The following is a 16,212-nucleotide window of genomic DNA, read 5'->3' as shown; positions in this document are numbered from 1 at the left end:
CTAACGCTCCTGCTGGTGAGTGGGGCTCGGGAAACTGCCGGTCTGACCGTTGCCGGCCTGGCGACCCTGCGCGATGCCCCGACGGAGATTGGTCAGCCGTCCGCGCACGTCGTCAGGCGCGCGCGAGACCTGCGGACCGCTTTGGTGCTGTTGCTGCTGTGCCGTGCCCGGGACGAGGTTCGCCCGCGGTACCCGGCGCGGCAGACCGGAAGTGGTGACGCCGCCCGCGGCCGGCTGCCGGACGCGCTCGGCCTGTCGGACGAGCTCGTCGTTCGGCGAGGTGCGCCAGGCACCGCCCGCGGAACGCTGGGGAGCAGCCGGAGTCTGCGGCTGCTGTTGCTGAGGTGCCGGAGCCGAGCCGTTGCCGTGCGCGGCGCCCTGCTGTCCTCCACCGTGGAACCAGTTGGTCTCCAGGTTGTCGTACAGCGGGGTACGGCCGTCGCCCGGGCCCGGGGCCGGCGGCAGCGCCCACCCGTCGCCCGCTCCACGGCCCTGGTCGGGCCGCTGTGCGAAGCCGCCGTTGTCCTGCTCGGGGCGGTGCGCGGCGGGGCGGGGCGGGGCCGGCTGCTGCGGGGAGCCGTAGCCGTCGCCCGGCTGCGGACGAGGGAACTGGCCCGTGGTCTGCGGGTCCTGCCGGCCGGGCAGCGCGTGCTGCCCGGTGGAGGAGCTCTCGTAGCCGGGCGCGGCGAACTGACCGGTGGAACCGTTGTCGTACGCCTGCGGAGCGGCGAAGCCGCCCGTGTTCGCGGGGGTGTTCTGGCCGCCCGGGGTGCCGAAGACGTCGGAGCGGACGAAGCCGTCCTGCTGCTGCCCGTTGACGCCGGGCGCGGGGAACTGGCCCGTGTCCTGGCCGCCGGTGACGACCGGGAACTGCCCGGTGCCCTGGACGCCGTTGAGGCCGGGACGCGTGAAGTCGGCGGGGCCGCCCGGGGCCTGGTGCTCCTCGACGCGGGGTATCTCCGCGGTGGAGCCGGGGCCCTGGCGGTCGTCGATGCGCGGCATCGGGGACGTCTGGGTGACGTCCGGCTCCTCGTGGCCGCGCGGGGCGTCCAGCGGGGTGTGCGGCTGGGCGTTGTCGTCGCCCCAGCTCGCGGCGCGCTGCTGCGGGGCCGCGCCGGGCAGTTCGGCACGGGCTCCGCCGCGCGGCGGCAGCTGCGGCCGGCGCCCGCGACCGCCGCCCTGCTCGGCGTCGTTCTGGCGCTGCGGCGCCGGGCGCCCGCCGCCGAACAGGTCCTGGCCCTGGCCGGGCGCACCCTGGCCTGCCGCCTGGAACCCCTGCGGCGCACCCGGAGCCTGCCCGCCGAAGCCGGCGCCGGCCGGAGCCGGGCGGCCCTGCTGCGGGGAGCCCGGAGCCTGCGGTCCGCGCGGCGCGCCGGGACGGCCCGTGCCGTCCCGTCCGGGCAGCGCGGCCCGGGGGCCCTGACCGGCGGCCAGCCGGCCGGCACCGCCTCCGCCGGGACCGGCGCCGAGGGCACCGCCCCCGGGCGCACCGGCACCGAGGGCACCGCCCTGCTGGCCGTTCTGGCGACGGGCCGCGGCGGCACCGGCGGCGGCCTGCGCGGCCGCGGGGCCGCCGGACGCGCCGCCCTGACCGGGCTTGGGCTGCGGCTTCTTGCCGCCCTGGGCGACGTCCACCGGCAGCATGACCAGCGCGGTCGTACCACCGGAGTCGGACGGGCGCAGCTGGATGCGGATGCCGTGCCGCTGGGACAGCCGGCCGACCACGAAGAGGCCCATGCGGCGGGAGACGGAGACGTCGACGGTGGGCGGCGCGGCGAGCCGCTCGTTGATCGCGGCGAGGTCCTCGGGGGAGAGGCCGATGCCGGTGTCGTGGATCTCGATCAGGACGCGGCCGTCGGGCAGCGCGTGACCGGTGACCTTGACCTTGGTCTGCGGGGAGGAGAACGACGTGGCGTTCTCCAGCAGCTCGGCGAGCAGGTGCACGAGGTCGTTGACGACCCGGCCGGCCACCTCGGTGGTCGGCACGGAGGCCAGCTCGATGCGCTCGTACTGCTCCACCTCGGAGGCGGCGGCGCGGAGCACGTCGACCAGCGGGACCGGACGGGTCCAGCGGCGGCCGGGCTCCTCACCCGCGAGGACGAGGAGGTTCTCACCGTTACGGCGCATACGCGTCGCGAGGTGGTCGAGCTTGAACAGCGAGGACAGCTGGTCGGGGTCGGCCTCGCGGGACTCCAGCTCGGAGATGAGCGACAGCTGGCGCTGGATCAGACCCTGGGAGCGGCGCGAGAGGTTGGTGAACATCGCGTTGACGTTGCCCCGCAGCAGGGCCTGCTCGGCGGCGAGGCGGACCGCCTCGCGGTGCACGTCGTCGAAGGCCGCGGCCACCTGGCCGATCTCGTCGCGGGAGTGCACACCGACCGACTCCACGGACGTGTCGACGTCCTGCGGGTCGGACTCGGACAGCTGCTTGACCAGCTCGGGCAGACGGTCCTGGGCGACCTTGGTGGCGGTCTCCTGGAGGCGGCGCAGCGAGCGGATCATGGACCGGGCGACGACGAACGCGCCGACCAGCGACACACCGAGCACGAGCAGGATGAGCGCACTCGTGATGAGTGCCTCGCTCTCCGACTCGGTGCGCAGCTCACGCGCCTTCTGCTCCATGTCCTCGAGCAGCGTGGTCTCGATGTTGGACATCTGCTTGATCTTGGTCGAGCTGGCGTCGAACCAGTCCTGGTACGACCGCTTGTCCAGCGACTCCAGACCGGTGGAGGAGCTCAGCGCACGGGTGGCGTAGGTGTCGGCGTCCTCGATGGTCGGGCTGCCCTGCTCGATGGGCTGGAGCAGCTCCTCGGCGCCGTCGTCCCCGTAGATGCTGCGGAAACTGGCGAGCTCGGAGTCCTGGTTCTCCAGGGCCGCCTCGGCGTACTGACGGTCGTTCTCGGAGAGCTTGCCGTAGACGTCGTTGCTGACCGGCAGCGCGGCCGCGAGGGTGGCGCGCTGGACGGAGGCGTACTCCTTGGCCGAGGAGAAGGCGGCCAGCGCGCGGGTGCGCTGGATCATCTCCGGGTTGCTGGTGGCCTGGGCCATGTCCTGCGAGAGGTCGAGCAGGCTGGTGATGAGGCGGTGGTAGGCCTCCACCGTCTGGGTGGAGTTGTTCTCCTCCGCGTAGGCCGACTTGCGGATCTTGGCGAGGTTGCCGAGGTCGCTGAGGAGACCGACGAGGCTGTCGCGGACGCCCTGGAGGTTGCCGTCCTTGCTGGAGGCGTCGATCTCCTCCGAGGCGTCGCTGAACGCGGCCAGCGTCTGGTCCGTCTTGGCGCGGGCCCCCTTCACCGTGGCGGTGGAGGGCTTCGCGCCGTGCGCCAGCGGACCGGCGGACTTGTCGCGCTCCTCCTGGAGCGCGGAGGCCAGGTCGGTCGCCTGGTTGGTCATCTCGGTCAGCAGCTGCATGTTGTCGAGCTGCTGGATGTCGTCCAGGGACTGGCTGATGCGCATCGTGCCCAGGGTGGTCGCCGCGACCACGGGCAGTGTCAGCAGCGCGACCAGACGCGTGGAGATGCGCCAGTTGCGCAGGGCCACCCGCGAACCGTGACCGGCGGAACCGGCCGGGTCGGGCGCCGGCTTGACGGGGGGAGTCGGCGGCAGGGCGCTCGGCGACGCGGACGCGGCGGGGCGCCCGGGGCGCTCACCGCCCTCGCCGGACGGCGCCGGGCCCGGGTTCTGGGCGTGCTGGGGCGAGGAGCTGCCATTGCTGGGGGCAGTCCCGCCATGCGGCTCCGGCTCGGCCGAAGCACTGCCATCCCTCTTGAAACGTCCCTGCACTAGCGTCGCAACCTCTGGACCAGGCGTCCCTCCGGATGAACGGAAGGACGGTGTCGGCGTCCGGAAGGGCGTTCTGAGTACGCCCTCCGAGTCGTGAGTGACCGGCGCTGGCTCCCCCTTCTCGCCGCCACTCGGCGCTGCTGTGCGCCCCCTGCGCGCCGGCTCGATCCCGCGGCGGTTCCGTGGAATTCCAGCACAGTGCAGGATCTCCAACAAGGTGTGTTGGCCGGGCTGTGACATCCGTGACAGCACGTGAGGGGTGGGTCACCGGTCGTAGAAAGTGATCATGAAGAAACCGGACATGGGTGGGCCAACCGGGTGGGTTCGAGCGGTGTCCTAGTCGCCATGATCAGGAGCGGAATGCGCGCTTCAGGGGTGCAATGTCCGTTTCCTAGTGGTCGGTTGACGGGTCGGTATGACCGGTTTGCCCATGGATCAGTGAGCAAACTCACACTCGCATCATGAGACCTTCACGGATTCACCGGGAATCACGTGTTTAGCCTGACGCTTTACAGAAATGGCAAAACCGACAAGCCGCGCCTGAAGCGGCGGGCCGGCCACGGCCCGCCGGGCGCCCGGACAGGACAGGGCTCAGTACAACAGTGAAGACGACGACGATGTTCCACAAGATCGCCAACCCGCGGCGCACGACGCTGGCGCACCTCGAGGGCGCCGACGCACTGCAGCTTCCGGAGCAGCCGGAGCACGCCGTCGACCTCCCCGCCCAGACCGCCAACCCCCGGCGCACCATCCTCATGGAGGTGCCCGTCACCTCCGCGGCGCAGTAGTCGCAAGGGAGGTGCCCGTCACCTCCCCGACGCAGTAGTCACACGTTCCGGCCGCCGCACCAGGGGGCGGCCGGCCACGGATGTCAAGGGCGTCCCCGGCCGGGGGCGCCCTTCCGCGTTAGCCTGGAGCGTCAGACTCCAGCCAGCTCAGCAAGGGGCCAACCAACCCGTGCGCATCGCCAGGTTCTCCATCGACGGGAACGTCGCCTTCGGCGCGGTCGAGGGCGACAAGCCGGACGAGCTCGTCCTCGACATCATCAAGGGCATCCCGTTCGCGGAACACGAGCTCTCCGGCACCAAGGTGCCGCTGAGCAAGGTCCGGCTGCTCCCACCCGTGCTCCCCAACAAGGTCGTGGCCTTCGGCCGCAACTACGCCGAGCACGCGCGCGAACTCGGCAACGAGGTGCCCGACGCCCCGTTCGCCTTCTTCAAGCCGTCGACCTCCGTGATCGGCCCGGGCGACGACATCCAGTACCCGTCCTTCTCCCAGGACCTCCACCACGAGGCCGAGCTCGCCGTGGTCATCGGCCGCATGTGCCGCGAGGTCCCGCGCGAGCGCGTCAAGGACGTGATCCTCGGCTACACCTGCGCCAACGACATCACCGCGCGGGACGTCCAGAAGCGCGAGAAGCAGTGGGCCAGGGCCAAGGGCTTCGACTCCTCCTGCCCGCTCGGCCCGTGGGTGGAGACCGACCTCGACCCGAGCGACCTCACCATCCAGCTGACGGTCAACGGGCAGCAGCGGCAGCTCGGCCGCACCAGCGAGATGATCCACTCGATCGAGGACCTGATCGTCAACATCACCGAGGCCATGACGCTGCTCCCCGGCGACGTGATCCTCACGGGCACCCCGGCAGGGGTCGGCCCCCTGGCTGTCGGCGACGAGGTCGCCGTCAGCATCGAAGGCATCGGCACTCTCACCAACAAGGTTGTCAAGCGTGGCTAGCGCACCCGGCTCTCCCGTACGCGTCCGTTTCTGTCCCTCGCCCACCGGTAACCCCCATGTGGGCCTGGTCCGCACCGCCCTGTTCAACTGGGCGTTCGCCCGGCACCACCAGGGCACCCTGGTCTTCCGCATCGAGGACACCGACGCCGCCCGCGACTCCGAGGAGTCCTACGAGCAGCTCCTGGACTCGATGCGCTGGCTGGGCTTCGACTGGGACGAGGGCCCCGAGATCGGCGGCCCGCACGCGCCGTACCGCCAGTCGCAGCGCATGGACCTCTACCAGGACGTCGCGCGCAAGCTGCTGGACGCCGGCCACGCCTACCACTGCTACTGCTCCCAGGAGGAGCTGGACGCCCGCCGCGAGGCCGCCCGCGCCGCCGGGAAGCCCTCCGGCTACGACGGCCACTGCCGCGACCTGACCGAGGCGCAGGTCGAGGAGTACCGGGCCCAGGGCCGCAACCCGATCGTCCGGTTCCGCATGCCCGACGAGACGATCACCTTCACGGACCTGGTCCGCGGCGAGCTCACCTTCACCCCGGAGAACGTCCCGGACTACGGCATCGTCCGCGCCAACGGCGCCCCGCTGTACACGCTGGTCAACCCGGTCGACGACGCCCTGATGGAGATCACCCACATCCTGCGCGGCGAGGACCTGCTCTCCTCCACCCCCCGCCAGATCGCCCTGTACAAGGCGCTGATCGAGCTGGGCGTCGCCAAGGAGATCCCCGCCTTCGGCCATCTGCCGTACGTGATGGGCGAGGGCAACAAGAAGCTCTCCAAGCGCGACCCCCAGGCGTCCCTCAACCTCTACCGGGAGCGGGGCTTCCTCCCCGAGGGCCTGCTCAACTACCTCTCCCTCCTGGGCTGGTCGCTCTCCGCCGACCAGGACATCTTCACCACCGCCGAGCTGGTCGCGGCGTTCGACCTCAAGGACGTCAACCCCAACCCGGCGCGCTTCGACCTGAAGAAGTGCGAGGCCATCAACGCCGACCACATCCGCCTGCTCGACGTGAAGGACTTCACGGAGCGCTGCCGCCCGTGGCTGAGGGCCCCCTTCGCCCCCTGGGCGCCGGAGGACTTCGACGAGGCCCGCTGGCAGGCGATCGCCCCGCACGCGCAGACCCGCCTGAAGGTCCTGTCGGAGATCACCGACAACGTCGACTTCCTCTTCCTGCCCGAGCCGGTCTTCGACGAGCCGAGCTGGACGAAGGCGATGAAGGAGGGCAGCGACGCGCTGCTCACCACGGCCCGGGAGAAGCTCCGGGCCGCGGACTGGACCTCGGCCGAGTCCCTCAAGGAGGCCGTCCTGGCCGCCGGCGAGGCCCACGGCCTCAAGCTCGGCAAGGCCCAGGCCCCGGTCCGGGTGGCGGTCACCGGCCGCACGGTCGGCCTGCCCCTCTTCGAGTCCCTGGAGATCCTGGGCGAGGAGAAGACGCTGGCCCGCATCGACGCGGCACTGGCGAAGCTGGCGGCGGCGTAGGCACCGCCTGACGCACACGACGAGGGCGGCAGCTGCGGAAGCTGCCGCCCTCGTCGCATGCCCCCCGGCGAGGGTGCCGGGGGCAGGGGCGGGAGCTTTGGGCATCGACGTCCGAGGGGCGGAGATCGATGTCAGTGCCGACGGCTAGTGTTCCGGGGACTTGCCACACCGCCGTCGTACCGGGGGAGGTCCCGGCGCGTGCGCGCGGGCTCCGGCACGTGGGCGGCCCGGCCCAGCCCGCCCCGAAAGGCCCCGCGATGCCGATGTCCCCCCGTGACTACACCTGGCTGTTCACACCGGGCAGCACGTTCCGCTACGAGTCCGGGACCACCGGAGTGATCCAGGTGACCGACGGCGGCGCACTGGACCTGCCCACCGGCCGGGTCGTCGCCTGCGACCCCTTCGTGTACCTCGGCACCGGGGACATCGAGCCGTTCACGGTCACGGTGGCCCCCGGCCGCTACCGCGTCGAGGCGGCCGTGGCGACGCTCGCCCGGCCCGACGAGCCGCCGGCCGCCCGTCCCCACCGGCGGGTGGCCGCGGCCCGCCTCGTCATCCGCGACGAACCCGCCGTGACCTGGGAGTTGGCCCTGCTCCCCGGCCAGGACCCCGCCGAACTCGGCGACGACGAGTTCTTCGGCTACGGCGTGGACGCCGGCACCGGCTGCTTCTACGACGCCGCGGCGGAGGAGGGCTTCCCCGAGGCCGACGAGGACGAGGGCCCGCTGTGGGACGCCTTCGAGAACAGCGACTGGTCGGAGGGGCCCCATCTGGTGCGGTCCCCCGCCACCGGCCACACCCTGGCGGCCTTCACCTCCGGCTGGGGCGACGGCGCGTACCCGACCTGGACGGGCCGCTCCGCCGAGGGCGAGGTCACCTGCTTCGTCACCGACTTCTTCGTGGCCCCCGGCCCGGACGAGGGCACGAGCGGCCCCGCCTGAGCCGACGGCGGACCGGCGGCGATCGGCGGACAGACCGCCGTACTCCGCGTTACCGTCGGAGCATGAACATTCGCGCCGTGGTCTGGGACGTGGACGACACCCTTTTCGACTACACGACCGCGGACCGGGAGGGCATGCGCGGCCATCTCACGGCGGAGGGGCTGCTGGACGGGTACGGCACCCCGGAACAGGCCCTGGACCTGTGGCGGGAGATCACCGACCGGCAGTGGGCGCGCTACGCGGCCGGCGAGGCCACCTTCGAGGACCAGCGCCGCGACCGGGTGCGGGTCTTCCTGGGACGGGAGATGACCGACGACGAGGCCGACGACTGGTTCCGGCGCTACGTCGGCCACTACGAGGCCGCCTGGGCCCTCTTCCCGGACGTCCTGCCCGTCCTCGACGCCCTCGCCGCCAGCCACCGGCACGCGGTGCTCTCCAACTCCAGCATCCACGTCCAGGACCGCAAGCTGCGCGTCCTCGGCGTCCACGACCGCTTCGAGGCGATCCTGTGCGCCGCCGAGCTGGGCGTGTCCAAGCCCGAGCCGGCCGCCTTCCTCGCGGCCTGCGAGGCACTGTCCCTCCCCCCGCACGAGGTGGCCTACGTCGGCGACCACCCGGAGATCGACGGCCAGGGCGCCGCGGACGCCGGACTGCTCTCGGTGTGGATCGACCGCTTCGGCGGTACGGCAACCGTGGAGCTCCCGTCCGGACGGCACCGGATCGCCACCCTCGCCGAACTGCCCGCGATCCTCGGCGCCGATACCCGTTTTGGAGCCCGGTCCACCTTCGGGTAATGTTCTTTCTGCGCCGCCGGGGAGCGGGCCGAAAGGCCGGAACCCGGAGGCGCAAGCTAGAACAAAATCCCCTCCGGGGCTTGCGTTCCAGTGGCCTATGGTGTAATTGGCAGCACGACTGATTCTGGTTCAGTTAGTCTTGGTTCGAGTCCAGGTAGGCCAGCTCGCAGAGCTCATCTGCGCCCGCGGATCACATCCGCAAGCCCCCGTTGTGTAGCGGCCTAGCACGCTGCCCTCTCAAGGCAGTAGCGCCGGTTCGAATCCGGTCGGGGGTACTGGTTCCGACCACCTCGGAATCGCTAGGGCCCCCGTTGTGTAGCGGCCTAGCACGCCGCCCTCTCAAGGCGGTAGCGCCGGTTCGAATCCGGTCGGGGGTACTGACTGGTCTAAACCACATTGGTCTATGGTGTAATTGGCAGCACGACTGATTCTGGTTCAGTTAGTCTTGGTTCGAGTCCAGGTAGACCAGCTCGGACCTGCGGAAACGCAGTGTCCACGCCCCCGTTGTGTAGCGGCCTAGCACGCCGCCCTCTCAAGGCGGTAGCGCCGGTTCGAATCCGGTCGGGGGTACACCATCGCAAGGCCCCTCGCTTCGGCGGGGGGCCTTCGCCGTGTCCCGGCACACGCTCACTCGAAGCCGTACCGCCGTGCCTCACTCGAAGCCGTACCGCCGTGCCGACTCCTCCTCCTGTGCCAGCCGGTGCAGCGCCTGCAACATCGGCTCGACGAGGATCGCCCCCAGCACCGCCGTCTCGACCCGCTCCGCCTCCGACTCCCGCGTCTCCACGAAGTCCAGGTCGAGCACCGCCGCCCGGTGCATCAACCGGGCGTAGGACACGAGGAGTTCGGCGTCCCAGTCGTAGCCCAGCCGGCGCAGCGCGGCCACCGACACCACGAGCGAGCGGTAGGCGGGCGAGAGGCTCGTCAGCAGCCGGGCGTTCGCCCAGCCGAGCGTGTGCAGCAACGCGTCCGCCTCCCGCTGCGCGGACCGTACGTGCTCGTCCTCGGTGTCCGGCTCCGGCACCTGCGGGAGCGCCCACAGGGCCGCGCCCAGACGGACCGTACGGCCCAGGGAGTCGTCGTCGACGTGGCCGAGGACCTCCCGGACCGTGGCCACCGGGACCCTGCCCACCTGGATCATCGCGCGCACCAGCCGCAGCCGGCGCAGGTGCTCCTCGTCGTACTCGGCGGTCGTCGTGTTGATCTGGCGGCCGGGCGGCAACAGGCCCTCGCGCAGGTAGTACTTGATCGTCGCGGTGGCCACGCCACTGCGCTCGCTCAATTCGGCCAGCCGCATCTCTTGTGCTCCTTGTTGGTCAGCGGCACTATCCAAGCATGGACGGGAACGGGAAACGGACCTCGACCGCACGCCGGACCACCGCGGACGCCCGCGGAGAGGTGGTCGTCCTGCTGATCGGCATGCGGATCAACCACTTCCGGGCCGTACACCAGTGGCTGCCGGTCCTGCTGGCCATGTTCCGCATGCTGGCCGAGCTGAAGAAGGAGCCCGGCCGCGGGCTGCTCTCCCGGGTACTGCTCACGGCCTCCCCGCGGACGTACTACGTCGTCCAGTACTGGGAGTCCAAGGAGAAGCTGTACGCGTACGCGAGCGCGCCCGACGCCTTCCATCACGCGGTGTGGACGAAGGTCAACCGCATGGAACGGGACGGGAAGCTGGGCGGCCATGTGGGGATCTGGCACGAGACGTACGTCGTGCCGGAGGGGTCCTACGAAGCGATCTACGGCGACATGCCGGCGTTCGGACTCGCCGCCGCGCACGGGCAGGTCCCGCTGGAGCGGCGCGGCCGGACCGCGAAGGACCGCTACGCCTACCGCACGGCGGAGGCCGGCGGGAAGACCGGGTGACGGGGGGATCCGGGGGACCGGGGAGAGCCTGCCGCGGCGTTGAGGCCGGCTCTCCCCGGTGACGTCCCGGGGTGTCCCGTTCTACCGGGCGGCCGCTCAGCCGGTGCGGCGCAGGGCTTCCGACAGGCGGGAGGCCGCGTCGATGACGGCCTGGGCGTGCATCCGGCCCGGGTGGCGCGACAGGCGCTCGATCGGACCGGAGACCGAGACGGCGGCCACCACGCGGTTGGACGGGCCGCGTACCGGCGCCGAGACGGAGGCGACGCCCGGTTCGCGCTCGCCGATGGACTGGGCCCAGCCCCGGCGCCGTACGCCCGACAGGGCCGTCGCCGTGAAGCGGGCCCCCTGAAGGCCGCGGTGGAGGCGCTCGGGCTCCTCCCAGGCCATGAGGATCTGAGCCGAGGAGCCGGCCTTCATGGTGAGCGTCGAACCGACCGGGACCGTGTCCCGAAGGCCGGACAGACGTTCCGCCGCGGCGACGCAGATGCGCATGTCGCCCTGGCGGCGGTAGAGCTGTGCGCTCTCGCCCGTGATGTCGCGGAGGTGGGTGAGCACCGGGCCGGCGGTGGCGAGGAGACGATCCTCACCGGCGGCCGCGGCCAGTTCCGCCAGGCGAGGACCGAGAATGAAACGGCCCTGCATGTCCCGCGCCACCATGCGGTGGTGTTCCAGAGCCACGGCCAGCCGGTGGGCCGTGGGTCGTGCCAGTCCGGTCGCCGCGACCAAGCCCGCGAGGGTGGCCGGACCGGACTCCAGGGCGCTCAGGACAAGTGCTGCCTTGTCCAGGACGCCGACGCCGCTACTGTTGTCCATGAAACGATATTCCCGTCTCACTCTGTGAAACGCAAGTTCAATTTTCCGTGAGACGCGCAACCCTTGGATGCACAGCGCCCGAAGACCGACGGGCCTGGCGGAGGGTGCCCGTGAACAGGGGCGTGGGCGCCGCCTCCACAAGATCTCTAGTTGGGCCGGTGATCGTCTGCCGGCCGGAGGGAAAGCGATGGGTAGGACACTCGCGGAGAAGGTCTGGGACGACCATGTCGTCCGGCGCGCCGAGGGCGAGCCCGACCTCCTCTTCATCGATCTGCACCTGCTGCACGAGGTGACCAGCCCGCAGGCCTTCGACGGCCTGCGCAAGAGCGGCCGCACGGTGCGCCGTCTCGACCTCACCATCGCCACCGAGGACCACAACACCCCGACCCTCGACATCGACAAGCCCATCGCGGACCCGGTCTCCCGCGTCCAGCTGGAGACGCTGCGCAAGAACGCGGCCGAGTTCGGCGTGCGTCTGCACCCGCTGGGCGACGTCGAGCAGGGCGTCGTGCACGTCGTCGGCCCGCAGCTGGGTCTGACCCAGCCCGGCATGACCGTCGTCTGCGGCGACTCGCACACCTCCACGCACGGCGCCTTCGGCGGTCTGGCCTTCGGTATCGGCACCTCGCAGGTCGAGCACGTGCTGGCCACCCAGACGCTGCCGATGACCCGGCCCAAGACCATGGCGATCACCGTCGACGGCGAACTGCCCGACGGCGTCACCGCCAAGGACCTGATCCTGGCGATCATCGCGAAGATCGGCACCGGCGGCGGCCAGGGCTACGTCCTGGAGTACCGCGGCTCCGCCATCGAGAAGCTCTCGATGGAAGCCCGGATGACCATCTGCAACATGTCGATCGAGGCCGGCGCCCGCGCGGGCATGATCGCCCCCGACGAGACCACCTTCGCCTACCTCGAGGGCCGCCCGCACGCCCCCAAGGGCGAGGACTGGGACGCGGCCGTCGCGTACTGGAAGACGCTGAAGACGGACGACGACGCCGAGTTCGACGCCGAGGTCGTCATCGACGCCGCCGCGCTGTCGCCGTTCGTCACCTGGGGCACCAACCCCGGCCAGGGCGCGCCGCTTTCGGCGAACGTCCCCGACCCGGCTTCGTACGAAGACGCTTCGGAGCGCCTCGCCGCCGAAAAGGCCCTGGAGTACATGGGGTTGGAGGCCGGCCAGCCGCTGCGCGACATCAAGGTGGACACCGTCTTCGTAGGCTCCTGCACCAACGGGCGCATCGAGGACCTGCGGGCCGCCGCGGAGATCGTCAAGGACCGCAAAGTCGCCGACGGCGTACGGATGCTGGTCGTCCCCGGCTCCGCCCGGGTGGGCCTCCAGGCCGTCGCCGAGGGCCTGGACGTCGTCTTCAAGGAGGCCGGCGCCGAATGGCGGCACGCGGGCTGCTCGATGTGCCTGGGCATGAACCCCGACCAGCTCGCGCCGGGTGAGCGCTCCGCGTCCACCTCCAACCGCAACTTCGAGGGCCGGCAGGGCAAGGGCGGTCGCACCCACCTGGTGTCGCCGCAGGTCGCGGCGGCCACCGCGGTCCTGGGCCACCTGGCCTCCCCGGCCGACCTGTCCGACGCCGAGACCCGTACGCCCGCTGGAGTCTGATCAGCCATGGAAGCATTCACCACGCACACCGGCCGGGCCGTCCCGCTGCGCCGTTCCAACGTCGACACCGACCAGATCATCCCTGCTCACTGGCTCAAGAAGGTGACCCGGGACGGTTTCGAGGACGGGCTGTTCGAGGCCTGGCGCAAGGACCCGGAGTTCATCCTCAACCGCCCCGAGCGGCAGGGTGCGACCGTCCTGGTCGCCGGCCCCGACTTCGGCACCGGCTCCTCCCGTGAGCACGCCGTCTGGGCGCTGCAGAACTACGGTTTCAAGACCGTCATCTCCTCCCGCTTCGCCGACATCTTCCGTGGCAACTCGCTGAAGAACGGCCTGCTCACCGTGGTCATCGAGCAGAAGATCGTGGACGCCCTCTGGGAGCTCACGGAGAAGGACCCCACGGCTGAGGTCACTGTGGACCTTGAGGCGCGTGAGGTGCGGGCCGAGGGCATCACCGCCTCCTTCGAGCTGGACGAGAACTCCCGCTGGCGGCTGCTGAACGGCCTGGACGACATCTCCATCACCCTCCAGAACGAGGACGACATCGCCGCCTACGAGGCCGGGCGCCCGTCGTTCAAGCCGCGCACGCTCCAGGTCTGACCCCCTGGGACAGGTCGACTTTCGGCCACCGCGACACCCCCTCCGTACCCCCGATCGGTCCGATCGGGGGTACGGCTGTGTCTGCCCCCTTTCGGCCCCCGGGTCCTCACCATTCCTCCCAACGCCCCACGTTAACGGGGTGGTTGGCCGGGTAAGCGCCCTCTGGCGACGTGGCCCGCGACGGCACCCGGGCGGCGGCTCGAGGCGGCAGTTGCCCCCTGGGGGGGCGACAACTCGCCCCAGATGGCACAATCTGTGCATGGAACACGACGGCCAACTCGAGCTCTATACGGCAGTCGCGAACCAGCTCAAGGAAGCGCACTCGCGGGTGCGCGCACTGCAAGTCCCGGAGGGCGTACGGATGGCGCTGACCCGGAAGCTGCTGGTCATTACGGCCGCGGCCAAGCACGATCTCGCCGATGCGACAAGGCGTCTGGAGCGGTTCATGGCGGACCTCGACGAAGGGCGAATGCCCGAAGAGGAGAGCTGATCGCCTCCGGAGCAGCCGAGTTCGTTGCGGCACAAGGGTGATTAGCCCGTTTCGTGTTTGATTTGCGGTATATATCTGCCTAACGTGCGAAAAAGCTTGAACACTTTCGTTCTGGCGATGTCTCCGAAGGGGAAGACGTGAACAAGGCGCAGCTCGTAGAAGCGATTGCCGACAAGCTGGGCGGCCGACAGCAGGCCGCCGACGCCGTCGACGCGGTCCTGGACGCGATCGTCCGCGCGACCGTCGCGGGGGAGAGGGTCTCGGTCACCGGCTTCGGTTCGTTCGAGAAGGTCGACCGCCCGGCGCGTTACGCACGCAACCCCCAGACGGGCGAGCGTGTTCGTGTCAAGAAGACGTCCGTACCGCGCTTCCGCGCAGGCCAGGGCTTCAAGGACCTGGTGAGCGGCTCGAAGAAGCTGCCGCGTGGCGGCGAGGTCTCCGTCAAGAAGGCCCCCAAGGGCAGCCTGACCGGCGGCGCGACCGCGACGGTCAAGAAGGCCGCAGCGAAGAAGGCCACCACCAAGACGGCTGCCGCCAAGAAGGCGGCTCCGGCGAAGAAGGCGGCGACGGCGAAGAAGACCACGGCCGCCGCCAAGAAGACGACCGCCAAGAAGGCGGCCACCAAGACGGCGACGCCCGCGGCGAAGAAGGCCTCCACCGCGAAGACCGCGGCCGCCGCCAAGAAGACCACGGCCAAGAAGGCCCCGGCGAAGAAGGCGACGGCCACGAAGGCCCCGGCCAAGAAGTCGACCGCCCGCAAGACCACCGCCAAGAAGACCACCGCGCGCTAGGCGCCGGAGGCCAGGGGCACCCACGCGCCGGGCCGGACTCCCTCTCGGAGTCCGGCCCGCGGCGTGTCCGGGGGCTGTTCTCCGGCCCGGTCACCGGCCCTCACCGACGGCTCCGGCACCGATGTCCCCGCACCGGCGGCCCTGGTCACCGGCGCTGACGACGGTCCTGCTGTCGACGGCCCTGCTGACGACGGCCCTGACGGCGGCCCTGTCGACGGCACTGGTCACCGGCGCTGATCGCCGGTGCCGGCACGGCCGGTTCCTGTTGCCGAGCTCCATCACCGGGCCAGCCGCCGGCTTCCGCCGCCGTCCCTGATCGCCGGTCCTGATCGCCGGTCCCGCACCGCCGGTTCCGGCCGTCGGTCCCGCACCGCCGGTCCCTGCCGTCGGTCCGGTTCAGAAGGTCTGCAAGGTCACCAGGGTGATGCGCCGGGCGTCGCCCTCGCCCTCGGTCTCGATCCGCACCCGCTGCCCCGGCCGCAGCAGCCTGAGCCCGCCCGCGTCGAACGCCGGGGCGTCGAAGGGCACCGGGGTGCCGTCGTCCAGCAGCACCTGTCCGCTGCGGGTGCCGGGGTCGTAGGTGTACGCGGTGGCCTGCATGGTCGGCAGCCTACTGTCCGGGGATCAGCAGGCGCGCGGCCGCCCTGGCCGTCCGGGGACCCACGCCCAGGGCCAGCGCCGCCCGCAGGTCCTCGCCGGTGTCCACGTCCTGGCGTACGGAATCCACCGCGTCGAGGCGGAGTTCCACGGCTCCGGAAGCGCGGTGACGGGCGCGGGAATCCGTGCCGAATGCCGGGAGCAATTCACGGCCTCGGGCCACCGCGAGAAGCGTCGTGCCGATCGCGGCCGCGTCGGGGAGAAAAGAGCGCGGGAATTGCGCGGCCGCCGCCAGGACGCGGGTCAATTCCTGGGGGCGCAGAGCCGGGAGATCGGCGTTCAGGGCGGCGAGCGCGTCGTCCGGGCGCTCACCGCGTACGACGGCCGCGGCGTGCGCCAGAGCGGCGTTGAGACCGGAGCGCGGCTCGTCGGGGACGGTGCGGGCGCCCAGCGCCGTGAGTTCCCGACCCGCCAGGACGTCGTCCGTGACGACCACCACATCCCGTACCGCCGGGCAGGCCAGGGCGGCCGCGACCGTGTCCTGGGCGAAGGCGAGGGCGAGCCCCGGGCGCAGCCCGTCGCCCGCGGTGTCCGCGAGCCTGCTCTTGGCCAGCGCCAACGGCTTCAGGGGTATGACCATGCTCCACAGCACCGCTGTACCGTCCCTCTCTCGTCGCCGCCATTGTCACCCGGCTCTTCAGGAGG

The 16,212-nt window shown here is 71.2% G+C and carries 16 protein-coding genes and 5 tRNA genes; 16 read left to right on the top strand and 5 right to left on the bottom strand.

Annotation, left to right across the window (positions count from 1 at the left end; genetic code table 11):
- Complete coding sequence (locus tag ACFYWQ_RS29090; protein ID WP_389520343.1) at positions 1-3,783, bottom strand: nitrate- and nitrite sensing domain-containing protein; 3,783 nt, start codon at positions 3,781-3,783, stop codon at positions 1-3.
- A 602-nt stretch (positions 3,784-4,385) separates the two neighbouring features.
- Here ACFYWQ_RS29090 and ACFYWQ_RS29085 point away from each other — a divergent pair.
- The 10 genes from ACFYWQ_RS29085 to ACFYWQ_RS29040 all read left to right on the top strand — a co-directional run bounded on the left by ACFYWQ_RS29085 (position 4,386) and on the right by ACFYWQ_RS29040 (position 9,302).
- The gene (locus ACFYWQ_RS29085; RefSeq protein WP_389520341.1) at positions 4,386-4,571 is read left to right on the top strand and encodes a hypothetical protein; all 186 of its coding nucleotides are present in this window, start codon (positions 4,386-4,388) and stop codon (positions 4,569-4,571) included.
- A gap of 169 nt (positions 4,572-4,740) precedes the next feature.
- The gene (locus tag ACFYWQ_RS29080; protein ID WP_389520339.1) at positions 4,741-5,517 is read left to right on the top strand and encodes a fumarylacetoacetate hydrolase family protein; all 777 of its coding nucleotides are present in this window, start codon (positions 4,741-4,743) and stop codon (positions 5,515-5,517) included.
- Positions 5,510-6,997 carry a glutamate--tRNA ligase gene (gene gltX / locus ACFYWQ_RS29075; RefSeq protein WP_389520338.1) on the top strand — a complete coding sequence of 496 codons (1,488 nt, stop codon included), beginning with the start codon at positions 5,510-5,512 and terminating at the stop codon, positions 6,995-6,997. The genes ACFYWQ_RS29080 and gltX overlap by 8 nt, the downstream gene beginning before the upstream one ends.
- Positions 6,998-7,254: 257 nt before the next feature.
- The gene (locus ACFYWQ_RS29070) at positions 7,255-7,938 is read left to right on the top strand and encodes a DUF4241 domain-containing protein (RefSeq protein ID WP_389520336.1); all 684 of its coding nucleotides are present in this window, start codon (positions 7,255-7,257) and stop codon (positions 7,936-7,938) included.
- 62 nt (positions 7,939-8,000) lie between these two features.
- On the top strand, positions 8,001-8,732 hold the full coding sequence (locus tag ACFYWQ_RS29065; RefSeq protein ID WP_389520334.1) for an HAD family hydrolase: 732 nt from the start codon (positions 8,001-8,003) through the stop codon (positions 8,730-8,732).
- Between the two features lie 91 nt (positions 8,733-8,823).
- Positions 8,824-8,895: transfer RNA gene (locus ACFYWQ_RS29060), tRNA-Gln, on the top strand.
- 39 nt (positions 8,896-8,934) lie between these two features.
- A tRNA-Glu gene (locus ACFYWQ_RS29055) sits at positions 8,935-9,007 on the top strand.
- Between the two features lie 29 nt (positions 9,008-9,036).
- Positions 9,037-9,109 (top strand) — tRNA-Glu (locus ACFYWQ_RS29050).
- A gap of 20 nt (positions 9,110-9,129) precedes the next feature.
- Positions 9,130-9,201 (top strand) — tRNA-Gln (locus ACFYWQ_RS29045).
- A gap of 28 nt (positions 9,202-9,229) precedes the next feature.
- Positions 9,230-9,302 (top strand) — tRNA-Glu (locus ACFYWQ_RS29040).
- A gap of 82 nt (positions 9,303-9,384) precedes the next feature.
- Here ACFYWQ_RS29040 and ACFYWQ_RS29035 read toward each other — a convergent pair.
- Positions 9,385-10,029, bottom strand: a complete 645-nt coding sequence (locus ACFYWQ_RS29035; RefSeq protein ID WP_389520332.1) for a MerR family transcriptional regulator — start codon at positions 10,027-10,029, stop codon at positions 9,385-9,387.
- Positions 10,030-10,067: 38 nt separating this feature from the next.
- Between ACFYWQ_RS29035 and ACFYWQ_RS29030 the strand changes: the two genes are divergently transcribed.
- A complete protein-coding gene (locus ACFYWQ_RS29030) occupies positions 10,068-10,598 on the top strand; it encodes a DUF4188 domain-containing protein (RefSeq protein ID WP_389520330.1) in 531 nt (176 codons plus the stop codon).
- Positions 10,599-10,694: 96 nt separating this feature from the next.
- Here the strand turns inward: ACFYWQ_RS29030 and ndgR are convergent, their stop codons facing one another.
- Entirely contained in the window at positions 10,695-11,411 is a 717-nt protein-coding gene (ndgR, locus tag ACFYWQ_RS29025; protein ID WP_385068494.1) for an IclR family transcriptional regulator NdgR, read from the bottom strand.
- A gap of 187 nt (positions 11,412-11,598) precedes the next feature.
- Here ndgR and leuC point away from each other — a divergent pair, with 187 nt between their 5' ends.
- The 5 genes from leuC (at position 11,599) to ACFYWQ_RS29000 (ending at position 15,226) form a co-directional block, all read left to right on the top strand.
- A complete protein-coding gene (gene leuC, locus ACFYWQ_RS29020; RefSeq protein WP_389520329.1) occupies positions 11,599-13,029 on the top strand; it encodes a 3-isopropylmalate dehydratase large subunit in 1,431 nt (476 codons plus the stop codon).
- Positions 13,030-13,035: 6 nt separating this feature from the next.
- Positions 13,036-13,629, top strand: a complete 594-nt coding sequence (leuD, locus tag ACFYWQ_RS29015) for a 3-isopropylmalate dehydratase small subunit (RefSeq protein WP_389520327.1) — start codon at positions 13,036-13,038, stop codon at positions 13,627-13,629.
- Positions 13,630-13,888: 259 nt separating this feature from the next.
- Positions 13,889-14,119, top strand: coding sequence for a hypothetical protein (locus tag ACFYWQ_RS29010; RefSeq protein WP_385068488.1), 231 nt, complete (start codon positions 13,889-13,891; stop codon positions 14,117-14,119).
- Between the two features lie 137 nt (positions 14,120-14,256).
- A complete protein-coding gene (locus tag ACFYWQ_RS29005) occupies positions 14,257-14,910 on the top strand; it encodes an HU family DNA-binding protein (protein ID WP_389520325.1) in 654 nt (217 codons plus the stop codon).
- A 121-nt stretch (positions 14,911-15,031) separates the two neighbouring features.
- A complete protein-coding gene (locus ACFYWQ_RS29000; RefSeq protein WP_389520323.1) occupies positions 15,032-15,226 on the top strand; it encodes a hypothetical protein in 195 nt (64 codons plus the stop codon).
- A gap of 80 nt (positions 15,227-15,306) precedes the next feature.
- On the opposite strand, the gene ACFYWQ_RS28995 is transcribed toward ACFYWQ_RS29000, so the two are convergent.
- Together ACFYWQ_RS28995 and cofC are read right to left on the bottom strand one after the other, a co-directional pair.
- Positions 15,307-15,510, bottom strand: a complete 204-nt coding sequence (locus ACFYWQ_RS28995; RefSeq protein ID WP_389520321.1) for a hypothetical protein — start codon at positions 15,508-15,510, stop codon at positions 15,307-15,309.
- 10 nt (positions 15,511-15,520) lie between these two features.
- On the bottom strand, positions 15,521-16,147 hold the full coding sequence (gene cofC / locus ACFYWQ_RS28990) for a 2-phospho-L-lactate guanylyltransferase (protein WP_389520319.1): 627 nt from the start codon (positions 16,145-16,147) through the stop codon (positions 15,521-15,523).
- Between the last annotated feature and the right edge of the window lie 65 nt (positions 16,148-16,212).

This window comes from Streptomyces sp. NPDC003247, from assembly GCF_042888135.1.
GTDB lineage: Bacteria > Actinomycetota > Actinomycetes > Streptomycetales > Streptomycetaceae > Streptomyces.
Note: the sequence above shows the minus strand (reverse complement) of the source record. Positions and strands in the feature narration are given on the sequence as shown.

Coding starts and splice junctions, on each gene's coding strand:
- ACFYWQ_RS29070 (WP_389520336.1), top strand. CDS start 7,255: ATGCCGATGTCCCCCCGTGACTACACCTGGCTGTTCACACCGGGCAGC.
- ACFYWQ_RS29065 (WP_389520334.1), top strand. CDS start 8,001: ATGAACATTCGCGCCGTGGTCTGGGACGTGGACGACACCCTTTTCGAC.
- ACFYWQ_RS29035 (WP_389520332.1), bottom strand. CDS start 10,029: ATGCGGCTGGCCGAATTGAGCGAGCGCAGTGGCGTGGCCACCGCGACG.
- ACFYWQ_RS29030 (WP_389520330.1), top strand. CDS start 10,068: ATGGACGGGAACGGGAAACGGACCTCGACCGCACGCCGGACCACCGCG.
- ndgR (WP_385068494.1), bottom strand. CDS start 11,411: ATGGACAACAGTAGCGGCGTCGGCGTCCTGGACAAGGCAGCACTTGTC.
- leuC (WP_389520329.1), top strand. CDS start 11,599: ATGGGTAGGACACTCGCGGAGAAGGTCTGGGACGACCATGTCGTCCGG.
- leuD (WP_389520327.1), top strand. CDS start 13,036: ATGGAAGCATTCACCACGCACACCGGCCGGGCCGTCCCGCTGCGCCGT.
- ACFYWQ_RS29010 (WP_385068488.1), top strand. CDS start 13,889: ATGGAACACGACGGCCAACTCGAGCTCTATACGGCAGTCGCGAACCAG.
- ACFYWQ_RS29000 (WP_389520323.1), top strand. CDS start 15,032: ATGTCCCCGCACCGGCGGCCCTGGTCACCGGCGCTGACGACGGTCCTG.
- ACFYWQ_RS28995 (WP_389520321.1), bottom strand. CDS start 15,510: ATGCAGGCCACCGCGTACACCTACGACCCCGGCACCCGCAGCGGACAG.
- cofC (WP_389520319.1), bottom strand. CDS start 16,147: ATGGTCATACCCCTGAAGCCGTTGGCGCTGGCCAAGAGCAGGCTCGCG.